The 15,289-nt window shown below is 31.9% G+C and carries 11 protein-coding genes and 2 pseudogenes; 8 read left to right on the top strand and 5 right to left on the bottom strand.

The features are described from left to right. The first annotated feature begins 108 nt into the window (after positions 1 to 108). The 7 genes and pseudogenes from ASC41_RS05835 to ASC41_RS05805 all read left to right on the top strand — a co-directional run. The gene (locus ASC41_RS05835; RefSeq protein WP_055435700.1) at positions 109 to 3,195 is read left to right on the top strand and encodes a SusC/RagA family TonB-linked outer membrane protein; all 3,087 of its coding nucleotides are present in this window, start codon (positions 109 to 111) and stop codon (positions 3,193 to 3,195) included. A gap of 11 nt (positions 3,196 to 3,206) precedes the next feature. Then, complete coding sequence (locus tag ASC41_RS05830) at positions 3,207 to 4,670, top strand: SusD/RagB family nutrient-binding outer membrane lipoprotein (protein WP_055435699.1); 1,464 nt, start codon at positions 3,207 to 3,209, stop codon at positions 4,668 to 4,670. A gap of 15 nt (positions 4,671 to 4,685) precedes the next feature. Beyond that, positions 4,686 to 5,528, top strand: coding sequence for a hypothetical protein (locus tag ASC41_RS05825; protein WP_055435698.1), 843 nt, complete (start codon positions 4,686 to 4,688; stop codon positions 5,526 to 5,528). Between the two features lie 11 nt (positions 5,529 to 5,539). After that, positions 5,540 to 6,532, top strand: a complete 993-nt coding sequence (locus ASC41_RS05820) for a hypothetical protein (protein ID WP_055435697.1) — start codon at positions 5,540 to 5,542, stop codon at positions 6,530 to 6,532. Positions 6,533 to 6,613: 81 nt separating this feature from the next. After that, positions 6,614 to 7,347 (top strand): annotated as a pseudogene (gene rlmB / locus ASC41_RS05815) (23S rRNA (guanosine(2251)-2'-O)-methyltransferase RlmB). Between the two features lie 172 nt (positions 7,348 to 7,519). Then, a complete protein-coding gene (locus ASC41_RS05810) occupies positions 7,520 to 9,145 on the top strand; it encodes an aryl-sulfate sulfotransferase (protein WP_055435767.1) in 1,626 nt (541 codons plus the stop codon). Between the two features lie 4 nt (positions 9,146 to 9,149). Then, positions 9,150 to 9,393: pseudogene (locus ASC41_RS05805) on the top strand (TrmH family RNA methyltransferase); the annotation flags it as partial. Positions 9,394 to 9,395: 2 nt separating this feature from the next. On the opposite strand, the gene ASC41_RS05800 reads toward ASC41_RS05805, so the two are convergent. Further along, positions 9,396 to 10,148, bottom strand: coding sequence for a rhomboid family intramembrane serine protease (locus ASC41_RS05800; protein WP_055435766.1), 753 nt, complete (start codon positions 10,146 to 10,148; stop codon positions 9,396 to 9,398). 195 nt (positions 10,149 to 10,343) lie between these two features. Between ASC41_RS05800 and ASC41_RS05795 the strand changes: the two genes are divergently transcribed. Continuing rightward, positions 10,344 to 11,621, top strand: a complete 1,278-nt coding sequence (locus ASC41_RS05795) for a replication-associated recombination protein A (RefSeq protein ID WP_055435695.1) — start codon at positions 10,344 to 10,346, stop codon at positions 11,619 to 11,621. Between the two features lie 18 nt (positions 11,622 to 11,639). On the opposite strand, the gene ASC41_RS05790 is transcribed toward ASC41_RS05795, so the two are convergent. The 4 genes from ASC41_RS05790 to radC form a co-directional block, all read right to left on the bottom strand. Next, a complete protein-coding gene (locus ASC41_RS05790) occupies positions 11,640 to 12,482 on the bottom strand; it encodes a hypothetical protein (RefSeq protein ID WP_055435694.1) in 843 nt (280 codons plus the stop codon). Positions 12,483 to 12,490: 8 nt separating this feature from the next. Then, positions 12,491 to 13,177, bottom strand: a complete 687-nt coding sequence (locus ASC41_RS05785) for a YjjG family noncanonical pyrimidine nucleotidase (RefSeq protein ID WP_055435693.1) — start codon at positions 13,175 to 13,177, stop codon at positions 12,491 to 12,493. Further along, positions 13,167 to 14,468: a polysaccharide deacetylase family protein gene (locus tag ASC41_RS05780; RefSeq protein ID WP_055435692.1), complete on the bottom strand. Its 1,302-nt coding sequence runs from the start codon at positions 14,466 to 14,468 to the stop codon at positions 13,167 to 13,169. Before ASC41_RS05780 ends, ASC41_RS05785 begins: the two co-directional genes overlap by 11 nt. Before the next feature lie 94 nt (positions 14,469 to 14,562). After that, on the bottom strand, positions 14,563 to 15,261 hold the full coding sequence (gene radC / locus ASC41_RS05775; protein ID WP_055435691.1) for a RadC family protein: 699 nt from the start codon (positions 15,259 to 15,261) through the stop codon (positions 14,563 to 14,565). Positions 15,262 to 15,289 lie beyond the last annotated feature (28 nt).

The raw sequence follows: 15,289 nt of genomic DNA, 5'->3' as shown, positions 1-15,289 counted from the left end.
TTAAAAAATTCTTTTTTTTGAAAAAAAATGAAATTTTAACCATTAATTATTGTTTTATTAACTTTTTATTATGATTTTTGACACAGACTAATTCAAATAAAATATAAAATGAAAACAAAGTTTAGTGGAATTTTAACGCTATTACTAGCGTTTGTTGTGCAACTCACGTTCGCACAAGGAAAAACTATTTCAGGTACCATCTCCGATGGAGACAATCTACCGTTACCTGGAGTAAATGTTCTTGTTAAAGGTACTAGTAATGGTACTACAACAGATTTTGACGGTAAATATTCAATTTCAGCAAATACAGGAGATGTACTTGTATTCTCTTATGTTGGTAACACAGTTGAAGAAACAGTAGGTGCAGAAAGCAATATCAGCTTCATTATGCAAGAAAATGCATTAGAAGAAGTTGTAATTACTGCATTAGGTATTAAGAGAAAGCCAGATGAAATTACAACATCTAATAAGGTTGTAAAAGCTGAGGTGCTTACTCAAGCAGAAAATCCAAATGTAATTTCTAGTTTAACTGGAAAAGTTTCTGGTTTACAAATTAGCCAAACTAACACGGGTGCTAACTCTTCTACCTCTATTACTTTAAGAGGTATACGTTCTTTAACAGGAAACAACGAAGCGCTTATTGTTATTGATAACGCCGTTTCTTCTGCAGGTTTATTACAAGCATTAGATCCTAAATTAATTGAATCTGTAAACGTAATAAAAGGTGCAAACGGTGCAGCTTTATACGGACAACAAGGTGGTAACGGTGTAATTATTGTTACAACTAAAAAAGGTTCAGATAGAGGAAGTGACAAATTTAAAGTTACTGTATCATCTTCTGTACAATTAGAAGATGTCGCTTTCATTCCAGAAAGACAGACTACTTATGGTCAAGGATGGAATGGTTTACAGTATGTTTATGAGAATGGTGCTTGGGGACCAGCTTATGATGGAAGTTCACAGCCAGTAGGTTTACCTAATGCAGATGGAACTTTTAATAACTTTGTATACGAAGGAAATAATGATAACATTAAAGACTTCTTTCAAACTGGTACTACTTTTCAAAATAGTGTAAGTTTTTCTGGTGGTAACTTAGATGAAGGTTATATTAACTTTTTTGGAAGTGATCAAAGAACTGAGTTTATTGTTGAAAATGATGAACTTAAAAGAAACACTTTTAACTTAAAAGCAGGAAAGAAATTAGGTAAATTAACTGTTGGAGGTTCTGTAACTTACACTACTTCTAATACGCAAATTGCTATGAATGCAGGAGCAGATGGTGATGCTACGTTATACGAAGCTTTATTAGAAACTCCTACTAACGTTCAACTTGGTGCTTACAATGGTACTAACGAAGGGCACTGGAATGGATATTACTTAAATCCAACATGGGTACAAAACAATGCTAGATCATTTGCTAGAGAAGATCGTTTTAACTCAACTATTGAATTAAGTTATGAACTTAATGACAACATTAATTTCGTATATAGAGGTAACGTTAGTACAGCGGCTAGAAATTCTTCTTCTTATACAAATGCTTACAATGACCCTACTTACATCGAAGACATTACTGGATTCGCTCGTAACGTACAATCAACCTATGCTGTTGGAGAAAACAGATTCAGAAATATTTATTCTGATATATTAGTAAACTTCGATTACATGTTAACTGATGATATTTCATTTAAAGCAAATGTTGGTAATAACATTACAGATAATTTATTCTTTACTCAAAGTTCTTCTGTTACAGATTTAACAATAGCAGGATTATACAATCTTTCTAACGGTTCTTCTACACCTATTACTACTAACAGTGAAAGTAGATCAAGAGGTATTGGTGTATTTGCTAACTTAGATTTTGGATATAAAGATTTTCTTTACGTAAATATTACTGGTAGAAATGACTGGACATCTGTATTAGCTAAAGAAAACAGATCTTTCTTTTACCCAAGTGCTGGTTTATCTTTCATCCCAACAAAAGCTTTTGATGGTTTAAAAGGTGATGTATTAAATTACGCAAAAATTAGTTTAAGTGCTGTAAAAGTTGGTACTGCTGATGTTGCTGCATACCAAACAAATGCAACATATGTACAAGCTAGCGGTTTCCCATTCAATGGTCAAAACTCTTTTATACAGTCTACATCTGAAACTGATCCTTTATTACAGAATCAATTCATTAATTCTCAAGAAGCAAACATTAACTTAGGGTTCTTTAATAACCGTATTACATTAGATGGTTCTTACTATAATTCTAAAAACACAAATCAAATCTTAGGAACAGATCCTTCTTATACTTCAGGACTTACTAATGCAACAATAAACATTGGTGAGACAACTACTGATGGTTACGAGATTGATTTAGGATTTACACCTATTAAATCTAAAGTTAAAGGTGGATTAAATTGGGATGTTAATGTTTCTTATGCTACTAACAAAACTATTGTAGATAAGATTACAGATCAAACAGGTAGATTATCTGTAGCATCTAATGCTGATATTGGATTCTTCGCAATCGAAGGAGAAGAGTTTCCTTTAATTTACGGTACAGGATATGATAGAGATAGCCAAGGAAGAGTAATAATTAATTCTAATGGAAATCCTCAAAAAGCTTCAGAATTTGTTGAATTAGGTAAAACAACTCCTGATTATATCTTAGGATTAAATACAAGTATTAATTATAAAGGTTTCAACTTATCTGCAGTAATGGATTATAGAACTGGTCACCAATTTTATAGTGCAACTAAAGCAGAACTTGCGAGAAGTGGTTATTTACAAGAATCAGTAGAAAGCGGAAGAGGGCCATTTATTTTCCCTAACTCTGTAATCGAAACTACTCCAGGAACTTATGTTGCTAACACAACTGTTCCAACAGGAGGAACATCTTATGCTGATTACGTTACATATTATACTGAGCAGTACTATACAACAACTGAAAACTTTATCGTTGATGCAACTGCATTTAAAGTAAGAGAGCTTTCATTATCTTATGCTTTCCCTCAGAATTACTTAAAGAATACGTTTTTAGAAGAACTTAAATTTGGTATCACAGCTAGAAACCCTTTCGTGAAATTAGCTGAAGGAAACGAAGGTTTCGCTGATCCAGAATCTTCTACTGTAGCTACAGGAGGATTCGCTGCAATTGGGCAATATCCTTCTACTAAATTCTACGGGTTTAACGTAAACTTAACATTTTAAAAAAAAGAAAAATGAAAAAACATATTAGTAAATTTATAATAGCATTGGGCTTTATCACAGTATTTTCTTGTGGTGAAGAGTACCTTGACATAAATGACAGTCCAAATTCTGCTACAGCAAGTGTTGTAACTCCGGACTTGATTTTAGCTGGCGCATTAAAACGTGCATACGATGGTCATTCAGCTACAACTAATCAGCTGGGTAACGTATTTATGTACAACTGGGGAGCGAACATTAACTCTTTCTCTAGTGGATTTGTAACTGAATATTCTTTAGATATAGACAATACTTTTTATTCTACTGTATGGGATAATACCTACATTAGACTTGCAAATTTCCAAAACATTATTACTAATGAGGATCCTGCATATAGCAACCATAAAGCAATCGCTTTAATTGCAAAGACTTTCTACATGCAATACATAGTAGATTTATATGGTGATGCACCATATTCTCAAGCTTGGCTAGGTGGAGCTAATTTATATCCTGCTTATGACGATGATTTAACTATCTACCGTAGTTTATATAGTAATTTAGAAGAAGCAATCACTTTAATTAATGCTAGTACAGGAAGTAATCCTGGGAATGCAGATATCGTTTTTGGTGGTGATATGGCACAATGGGAACGTTTTGCAAACACTTTAAAATTAAGGTTATTAGTAAGAGAATCTGATGCAACTTCTGCTGATTCTCAAACTTATGTAGCTTCTAAAATGGCAACATTAAATTCAGTTGAGTTCTTAACTACTGATGTTACAATTAACCCTGGATATGAAGCTACTACAGATAAGCAAAATCCTTTCTGGGATAGATTCTTTACAACAGATGGTATAGCTACAACTACAAGACAATTTGTTGTTGCAGGTGATTATGCTATGAAGTATTTAAATGGATCTTTAACTGGTGTATCTGACTCTAGAAGAGAAAGACTTTATGCACCAGCTTCAGATGGTAGTTACAGTGGTGTTATACAAGGAGCTGTAAGTTCTGACCCAACTACTCCTTCTGCACTTTCTATATTAGGCCCTGGAATTATAATATCTGCTAGTCAAGATGGTTACATGATGACTGCTTCTGAAAGTTATTTCTTACAGTCTGAAGCTGCTCTTAACTTAAGTTTAACTGGAGATCCAAAAGCTCTATTTGAATCAGGTGTTGAAGCTTCATTCACTTTATTAGGTGCAGACATAGGAAACTATCTTGCTTCTAACCAAGGTTGGGATGCTAGCACTAATAAACTTGAAACTATCATGACGCAAAAATGGTTAGCTACAAATGGATTAAATGCTATTGAATCTTACATCGATTACACTAGAACAGGTTACCCTGTAATTCCATTAGCAACTACTGCTCAACAAAGTACAAAACCTTTTAGACTACTTTATCCTAGTTCTGAATTAATTGGTAATTCGCAAAATGTTCCATCGCAAAATACTAATTCAGCATATACAACTAAGGTATTTTGGAACGAATAAAAAAAAAGAAAAATTATGAAAACAAGTAAAAAAATTTTTAGTCTAATCCTTTTTGCATTAATTGGATTAGTATCGGTATCGTGCTCAGAAGATGATGAATCAACTTATCTTTACGCTGGAGAAGGAGACTACATCTATGGTTTCCAAGAGCCATCTACTAGATTTAGCTACTTCGAAGATTTAGGAACTATAACTAGAGATATTCCAGTTATCTTTTTAGGAGGTAATGATGGTTCAACACCTGCTAACGGAGTTGTTATCACTTATGAGATAAATGAAGCTTTAAGTACTGCTGTTGAAGGAAATGAATTTGATTTCTTAGACACAAGTGGTTCTTTTACAATACCAGCAGGAGGTTTGTTTACAAACTTTCAATTAGCTGTTAACACTGGAAACTTTAGTCCTACAGAAGCAACTACTTTAGTTATTGATTTAATGCAAACATCTACTGCAGGTACAACTGTATCTGATTTAAATAGAACAGTAACTGTTTCTTTTATTGGATGTCAATCTGAATTAGATTCTAGTAGTTACGGTGTTGTAGTAACAAGAGATGACAATTCTGTATACAATCATGGTACTGAAACTTTATTTTCTCCATCTGTTAATACATTTGTAACAACAACTACTGGTCTTTGGCCAGCAGGTGATTATACAGCAACTCAAGGTTTTACTTTTGTTGATGTATGTGGTGTTTTAACTGTTGAACCTCAAGGTCTTTTTGAAGGAGCTTATAGTAATCAAGTATATACAGAAAACCCTGGTAGTGTTGATGCAAGTGGTAACTTTACAATTACTTACGCAGTAACTTTCGACGGAGAGCCTACATATTATACTGCAGTATATACTAAACTATAAAAAATAAAACTATGAAAATAATAAATAAAATTTTATGTCTATGTGTTGTCATAGCGTCATTTAATTCTTGTGACGATTATGATGGTACAGATCAAATTGCAGACAATAGACCAACAGCAACGGCAACAACAACTCCTTTAGTTCTTGTTGAAGGCGAAGCTGGACAAATGGTAACAATTACAATTGATAAGCCAACTACAGCTGATAGTGAATTTAGAGTAGAATTAGTTAGTGATTCTGCACTTGATGAACTTGATTCAGATTTAGAGCATATTGATTCTTTTGATTCTCCAGCAAATGGTTTTCAAGCAATTATACCTGCTTTACAAACTTCTGTAACTTTTGAAATATCTGCTTTACAAGATAATATTTCTGAAGGAGTAGAAAACAAAACGTTAAGAATTGTTGCTAACAGAGGTCAATTTGCTTCTGTTGTTAATGATGCTATAACTATTCCTGTTACTATAACTAGTGTAAGTAATTTTACTATGACATTTGGTTGGGATAATGGTCCTGTAAATTTATTTGGAACTGACTATGATGTTTGTGCAAATACTGATATGGATATTTACTTAGCTACTGCTGCAGGATTTGACATCGCTAACCCATGGCCAAATGAGATTGGTCTTTTTGATGCTGCTACAGGAGCTTGCCCTGAGCAAATAGTATTAACTGAAGGACAATTAGCTGATGGAGATTATATCATCTTTACCGATTTATATGAAAACGGTTTTGCTGGTTTTGGTAGTACTACATCTTTTGCTGTAACTGCATCTTTTGCTAAAGAAGATCTTTTATCTGCGGAAATAGTTCAAGACGCATCTCAAGCTTTTAATGCAGATAGTGCTGCAGCAAGTTTTAATGGTGTTGTTGCTAAGCTTAATATTAATGCTGGTATTTATACACTTTCAGATTATAACGATGTTGTTATTGCTTCTGGAAGGTCTAGCAGATCAACTGTTGAAAGACCTGCATATATTACTACTCATAAAAATAGCCTATAATTTATATTTTATAAATTTATACAAGTAATTATTTTAAAGAGCCTGATTTATATCAGGCTCTTTTTTTATACCTTTACACCAATGAAAGATAATACACAAATATTTGGTTTAAGAGCTGTTATTGAAGCTATAAACGCAAACGAAACAATAGATAAAGTTTTTTTACAAAAAGGACTAAAAGGAGAGCTGTTTTCAGAATTAGAAGGTCTTTTAAGACGAAAAGGAATTAACTCGTCTTACGTACCTGTAGAAAAACTTAACAGATTAACAAAAAATAACCACCAAGGTGTTGTTGCACAAATTTCTGCAATAGAATTTCACGACTTAGATACTTTAGTAGAGAAAACCATTGAAAGTGGTGTTACTCCCCTATTTCTTCTATTAGATCAAATTAGTGATGTTAGAAATTTTGGAGCTATAATTAGAACCGCAGAATGTACAGGAGTACATGGTATAATTATTCAAAAAAAGGTGGAGCACCAGTTAATGGAGATACTATAAAAACAAGTGCAGGTGCTGTATTTAAAGTGCCAATTTGTAAAGTTGACCATATTAAAGATGCCATGTTTCATATGCAATCTTGTGGCATAAAAGTAGTAGCAGCTACAGAAAAAACAGACGACACTATTTTTGATGTTTCTTTTAAAGAGCCTTGTGCTATTATTATGGGTAGTGAAGGTCGTGGTATAAATCCTTCGGTATTAAAACTTGTAGATGCTAAAGCTAAATTACCTTTACTTGGTGAAATAGAATCACTTAACGTTTCAGTTGCTTGTGGTGCTTTTTTATATGAAGCGGTGAGACAACGTTTATAATTTTAATATTTATTTTCTTTATATCTGTAATTTATTATCCAATTATTAGACAAAAGATTAAATAGTGAGAGAGTCTTACTTTTTTTTGAAGTATAAACAAAAAGGCAGATAATAGAAAACGAATAAAAACCCAACTTTCGAGGTTATTCCTGCTTAATTGTAAAAGATGGTTATGAAAAATTTATTAATATTTATAATTTGTTTACTTGCTAGTCATTCTAGTTCAAGCCAAAATACTGTGGGTACATTGTTAAATACCGATGCCGCATACAATGCCTATACACTATTTGCGCCAACAACATCAAACCAGACTTATTTAATAAATAATTGTGGCCAAATAATTAACCAATGGACTAGTAACTTTTTACCTGGTGCTTCTGTTTATCTTTTAGAAAATGGCAATCTATTACGGACGGCTAAAATTACTAATTCTGATATTAGTTTGGGGGGTTTGGGTGGTAAAATAGAATTATTTGATTGGGACAATAATCTACTATGGGAATATACATATTCATCACCTTTAATGTCACAACATCATGATATATATCCTTTACCAAATGGTAATATATTAATGTTAGCAGTAACTACTCTTACTAACTCTGAAGCTATTCAAGCAGGAAGAAATCCATCAAGGATCCCTGAAAACAAACTATATAACGAACAAATATTAGAACTCCAACCAATAGATAACACAGAAGCTAATATTGTTTGGGAATGGAATATTAAAGATCATCTTGTACAAGATTTTGATTTTAATAAAGATAATTTCGGTTCTGTAAAAAACAGTCCACAATTACTCGATATTAATTTTTTGAATAACGGTAATGGAGAAGCTAATTGGTTACATTTTAACTCTATTCAATATAATGAAAGTCTTGACCAAATAATAATGAGTTCTAGACATTTAAGTGAGATATATATAATTGATCACTCTACAACTACTGCAGAAGCTGCTACTCATTCTGGTGGTATTTATGCTAAAGGTGGAGATTTTTTATACCGTTGGGGAAACCCAAAAGCCTACAACTGTGGTACAGATGATGATCAAAAACTATTTTCTCAACATTATCCACATTGGATTCCTGATGGACTTAATGATGCAGGCAAAATAATGATTTTTAATAATGGTAATACATTAGGCTATTCTTCTGTAGATATAATTAATCCTGATCAATCTTCTCCCGGAGTCTATTATTTTGATTCGGTAAATGGTTATTCTCCATTAGATCAAGAATGGCAATATCAAGCGCCTAATCAAACTAATTTCTTTTCGGAACTTATGTCTAGTGGTCAAAGACTACAAAACGGAAATACTTTAATTTGTGATGCAGATTCTGGATATTTTTTTGAGATTGATTCCGATAGGAATATAGTTTGGGAATATATTAATCCTGATAGTACAATAGAAATATTGACACAAGGAGACACGCCGTCAAATAATTTAGTATTCCGTGCCATTAAATATTCTCTAGATTATCCGGCATTTATTGGAAGAGACTTAACTCCTGGTACCACAATAGAAGCAAATTCAAACTTATTCTGTAATATCCTTAATGTTGTAGATTACGCATTAAAGGAATCACAAATTAAAATTCATCCCAATCCTGTTTTAGATTACTTTACCATTGAGGCTTTAAAAGAAATTAAAAAAGTAGAGATTTACACAATATCAGGTCAATTATTAAAAGTAATTGATAATACAAATACAGTAAATATCGAAGATTTATCGTCAGGAATTTACTTAATTAAAATTAATACTGATGATGGATCTATTACAAGAAAAATAATTAAAAACTAAATAGTTTATGCAATCTTGTGGCATAAAAGTAGTAGCAGCTACAGAAAAAACAGACGATACTATTTTTGATGTTTCTTTTAAAGAGCCTTGTGCTATTATTATGGGTAGTGAAGGCCGTAGTATTAATCCATCGGTATTAAAACTTGTTGATGCTAAAGCTAAATTACCAATACTTGGCGAAATAGAATCTTTAAACGTTTCTGTTGCTTGTGGTACTTTTATATGAAGCCGTTAGACAACGTTTATAATTTTAATCCTTATTTTCTTTAAATATGTAATTTATATCTGAAATCTCACTCGAAATTTCAGATGTTTCAGAGAACCATTCATTCTCGGGAGGTAATTCTATAAAGTTTCCGCTTTCATCAAAATACTTTAAGAATTCATCTTCTTCTTCATTGTAGTTGGGTTCTTCCCATTTGTAACGCTTTACTTTTACTATTTCTTTTCTAAAAATTAAAGCGAAAACTAATCCTGCTATTAAACCAGCAGTATGTCCTTCCCAAGATATTTGTTCGTCTATTGGAAAAGCATACATAAACATACTGCCATAAATAAAGACTACAACTAATGATAGAGCAATTAGCTTATAATGTCGAGCAAAAATGCCTTTAAAAAAGTTAAAACTGAATAGCACATAAATTAAGCCACTTGCTCCTATATGATAAGATGGCCTACCTATTACCCAAGTTATAAAGCCAGAGAGTAGGATTCCATAGATTACCACCTTAAATGCGATGGGTCTATAAAAATAAAATAGTACTGATGACAACACAAACAAAGGAACAGTATTGGAGTATAAATGTTTAATACCCGAATGAATAAATGGACTAAACAAAATACCTTGCAATCCTTTTAAAGTTTGTGGATAAACGCCATACTTATTAAAACGCAAGCCAAACCGAATTTCGATTGCAAACACCAGCCAAATTAAAAGAACAAATAATAGTGGATACAAAAGTGTATCTAACGAAAAAGTAAAAGGTTGATGTTGTTTTTTCATGTTTGAATAAATATAGCAATTTATAATCCAATTGTTAAAAATTGTAACAATGTCAGTTGCGTGAAGGATGGAACGGTTTGTTTGAAATCCTTTTGCTTTTTTGGCAAAAGATTGAGTAGTGAGAGCCTGACTTTTTTTGTGAAGTATGAGCAAAAAAGGCACGCCATAAAACAAAAAAAAGATTAATTTTACTTTATGAATATTCCTTTAGCAGAAAGATTAAGACCTAAAACACTAGAAGATTACGTAAGCCAAGCACATTTGGTTGGTGAAAACGGAACACTTACTAAGCAAATTAATTTAGGCATGATTGCCTCGATGATTTTTTGGGGACCTCCAGGAATAGGAAAAACAACGCTTGCTAATATTATTGCAGAAACATCTGGCAGACCTTTTTATACATTAAGTGCAATTAGTTCTGGAGTTAAAGATGTGCGCGATGTAATAGAAAAAGCAAAACAAAGCGGTGGTTTATTTACTACTAAAAACCCAATACTTTTTATAGATGAAATTCACAGATTTAGCAAATCTCAACAAGATTCTCTTTTACAAGCTGTAGAAAAAGGATGGGTTACTTTAATTGGTGCAACAACCGAAAATCCTAGTTTTGAGGTTATTCCTGCTTTATTGTCACGCTGTCAGGTTTATATTCTTAAACCGTTTGAGAAAAACGATTTAGAGGTGCTTTTAAAACGTGCTATAGAAACTGACACAGAAATATCTAAGAAAAGCATAAAGCTTAAAGAAACCGATGCTTTACTAAGACTATCTGGAGGTGATGCAAGAAAATTATTAAATATTTTTGAGCTTATTGTAAATTCTGAAGCTTCTAACAAAGTAACAATTACTAATGAATTGGTTTTGGATAAGGTACAAAACAACACTGTGCGTTACGATAAAACTGGAGAGCAACATTATGATATTGTTTCGGCGTTTATAAAATCTATTCGTGGTAGCGACCCAAATGCTGCTGTATATTATTTAGCACGAATGGTAGAAGGAGGAGAAGACGTAAAATTTATTGCTAGACGTTTACTTATTTTAGCGAGTGAGGATATTGGTAATGCAAATCCTACGGCATTAGTAATGGCAAATACAACATTTCAAGCTGTTACGACTATTGGCTATCCTGAATCTCGTATAATATTGAGCCAATGTGCAACATATTTAGCATGTTCTCCTAAAAGTAATGCTGCGTATATGGCTATTGGTAATGCACAACAATTAGTTAAACAAACCGGAGATTTATCGGTACCACTAGCTATGCGTAATGCACCAACCAAACTTATGAAAGAGATAGGTTATGGTGAAGATTATAAATATTCTCATGATTATGAGAACAACTTTGCCTCTCAAGAATTTTTACCTAAAGAGATCGTGAACACTAAATTTTATAATCCAGGTGATAATGCTAGAGAAAATGCGCAACGCGATTTTTTAAAATCGCGTTGGAAAGAAAAGTATGGTTATTAATTTAAAATTTTAGAAAAACTAAAACTTAATGTTTACAATTTTAGTTTGCAGTTTAGTATTCTCGTAATATTCTAATATCCAGTTTGCATCTAGTTTATATAATATTGCATTTTTACCTTCAACTAAATAAACATTAGACATTCCAGTTTCTTTAATAATGTAAACCACTTTTGGTGTACTATCTACTAGTTGAAAACCATTTTGTGTTTTTTGTGCGTATAAAACGTTTACTCTCTTTAAAGTATTTGGAGATTGAGAAACAGAAACCGTTTCTTTGACTTTAGCCACTACTTCATCCTTAACTTTAGATTCTTTAACGGCTACTTCCTTTTCGTTTTTTAGGTTTTCTATTTCTTCTTTTAATATCTTAATTTCCTCCTGCTCTTCTGCTACATCTTGCGTGCTACTAGTTAATAAAATTACATTTTCTGGATTATAACTATAATTAGCGCTTTCAATACTTTTAAATGCTTTTCTTAAGGCTTGGTTATAAGCGATTTTATAATTTTTATCTCTAGATTCTCCTTCTGAACTTGTATAAACAACCTGATTTTTGCAGTTTTTTAATTGCACAACTAACTTCGTTTTAAACATAGTCGACTCTTTTAATAAATCTGCTTTTAAGCCAAGGCAGTTATTTTTTCCATAATCGCTTGGTAAAACTTCATCTTCCATTAAGGTTTCGAAATTATATTTTTCGAATAAAAATTTTGTTAAAGAATTTAATCTATACTGATCTGCTTCTTTTAAAAAATCGAACTTATTTGGAATAACAATATATTTATAATCGTTTAAGCTTTGCTGTGCAGATACTGATGTAAAAACGACTAAAGCTAGTAAAATTAAAACTGTTTTTTTCATAATAATATTTATAAGTATTTCTTTAATTCTAGTAAGTGATTGACTTCTTTTATTTCGTTTTCTAAATCTACCTTATGGTAATTATAACAAATAGCATCTAAACCAATATTTAATGCTCCAAGAATATCGGCTTCGTAATTATCTCCAATCATTATACCTCTCTCTTTAGAGATATTAGCCATTTTTAAAGCATGATTAAAGACTTTAGGATTTGGTTTTTTAACACCAACGGTTTCAGAACTTGTAACAGTATCAAAATAGTGTGCTATTTTAGATTTTTCTAATTTTACTTGTTGCACTGCTTCAAATCCATTTGTAATAATATGCAATTTATATTTCGACTTTAAATAGTCTAATATTTCAATTGTACCATCGAAAACATGATTGTATGTTGTTAAGTTGTCTATATAATCTATAGATAATTGATGTATAATATCATCCTGAACAACCATTTTTAATGCATCGAAAGAATCTTTAAGTCTTCCATATCGCAAATTACCTTTAGAGACTTTCTCATCTCTATACATTTTCCAATATTTTAAATTTATTGGTTGGTAAACTTCTGAAAAACGATCTAAATCCACAACAACATTGTTTTTTCTAAAAATAATTTCAAACGTTAAAGCGGAGTTTTTATCGAAGTCCCAAAGTGTATGGTCCAAATCGAAAAAGACATCTGTAATTTTAGTTTTCATTTGTAGAATCTAGTATAATATTAAAAAGTTCCTTGTAGGCTTTCCATATAGGATAAGCACCAAAGGTATAATTATGAAACACAGAAACAAACTCACCATTAACATTTTTAACCTCTTTAATTATTCTGTTAAGGTGCATTTTCTTATCTAAAGTAGACTGGTATTTTAATAATGCGTTATCAAGAACATGATATGTATTTATACGTAATGGTGTTTGAATTTCGTAATCTAAATCGTAGAAAAAGAAAGGTGTACATGTTCCAGCACGAAAACCAATATGGTTAATATAACCCATTGTAAAATCTTCTGGAATTTCTAATTCTACTAGATTCCTATAAGATTCCGGTAAGTTTAATTTTGAAAAAGATTGTCTAGATGCGCATAAATCTTGGTTAATTATCGCTTCCATTCTCAACTTTTCGGTTTTAAGAATTGAAATATTATTTAAAGCAAAATAAGAAGCTTTTAGTCCTATTCTAGAGTAGTCTCCTACTTCCTTTATTAGAGAAATAAATTTACTTTTTTGAGCATTAATATTCTTATCATAAGTAGATAAATCACCAATTAAAAAGAAAAACACAAACTTATCTTTAACTTGTTTCTGCTTATTAATGATATACTTGAAGGTATCAAAAGGATCGTGTTTAAAACCAAAAATCACAGAATAGCGTTTATAAATGTTTTTTAATCTCAAACGAAATAAATCACTAAACGTACCACCAATAGTACGCATAATCCCTTTTAATTTATAATTATATGCCATTGGCACATCTATTACTGGTGTAATTTTATACTGTCGCTCTGGAAATAAAAATTCTGGGAATTGTAATTCTAATGCTTTTCTAAATTTAAACGCCCAAATATCTACAACTGGTTGTCTTAAAAAACCATTATTAAAAGCCAAACTTTCTTCTGCCGTAAAACGACCAAACTCGTCTTTTACGTGCGGTAAATATTCTTCGTAACGGCTTAATAAATAAAATGATGCTGCAAAAACATCGAATGGTAAAGCGCTTTGCTCTCCATTAGCAAAAAAACATTTGGTTTCCTCCCAATCGCTTACCTTAATTTCAACATCGCTTAAACCTTGCTCGAAAAGCAACTCTTGAGAACGAATAAAAAACTCGTTACCTAAAGGTTGTCTTGAATAAGACATTTTTAAACTGTCGTGCGCTATAAAATCTTCTACAGTGGCAGTAAAACTCACAGGTATACCTAAAATTCGCGTACATATTTGCTTAAACGTGTAACGTAGTCTTGGTGTAATTTTATGAGTGTAAACTAATAGCATAGGTTATGGCAAATTCCAAAAGTTAAAAATACCAAATTCCAATTGTAATCTTCAATAATCAAGAAATGTTTCGAGAATTTATTAGAATTTATTTTTAAAGTATGTTTTCATCTGCAAAGCTAAAATAAGCGCTTTCTGTAATAATTAAATGATCCAGCACTTTAATATCTAAACTTTGGCCTGCCATTTTTAACTTTAAAGTAAGATCTTTATCGGCTTGACTTGGTTTTAAAGTTCCTGATGGATGGTTATGTGATAATATAATACCAACTGCTCCAACTTCTAAAGCTATTTTAAGTGCCAAACGCACATCTACCAAAGTGCCTGTAATACCTCCTTTGCTTAATTGGTTTTTCTGGATAACTTTATTAGAATTGTTTAAATAAACAATCCAAAATTCTTCGTGTGGTAACTCACCAATTAATGGTTGCATAAGTTCAAAAACCGATTTACTAGACGTTATCTTTTTACGCTCTAAAGCCTCTCCTCCTCTTCTACGTCTTCCCAACTCTAAAGCAGCAACAATAGAAATGGCTTTTGCTTCACCAATACCTTTAAATTCCATAAGTTGTTTAATGGATAGCTTACCAAGTTCGCTTAGATTATTATCTGCGCTAGCCAAAATACGTTTGCATAAACCAACGGCACTTTCCTCTCTGTTTCCAGAACCTATTAATATGGCAACCAACTCGGCATCGCTTAACGTTGCTTTGCCTTTATCTCTTAGTTTTTCTCTAGGTTGATCGTCTTGAGACCAGTTTTTTATAGAGAATGAAGCTGCTTTATCTGTCATTTAGTAAATCTACATTTTTTTAACGACT

It is taken from the genome of Lacinutrix algicola (assembly GCF_001418085.1).
GTDB classification, from domain to species: Bacteria; Bacteroidota; Bacteroidia; order Flavobacteriales; family Flavobacteriaceae; genus Lacinutrix; species Lacinutrix algicola.
The sequence above is the reverse complement of the archived record's forward strand: the minus strand, read 5'-3'. Positions and strand labels throughout refer to the sequence as shown.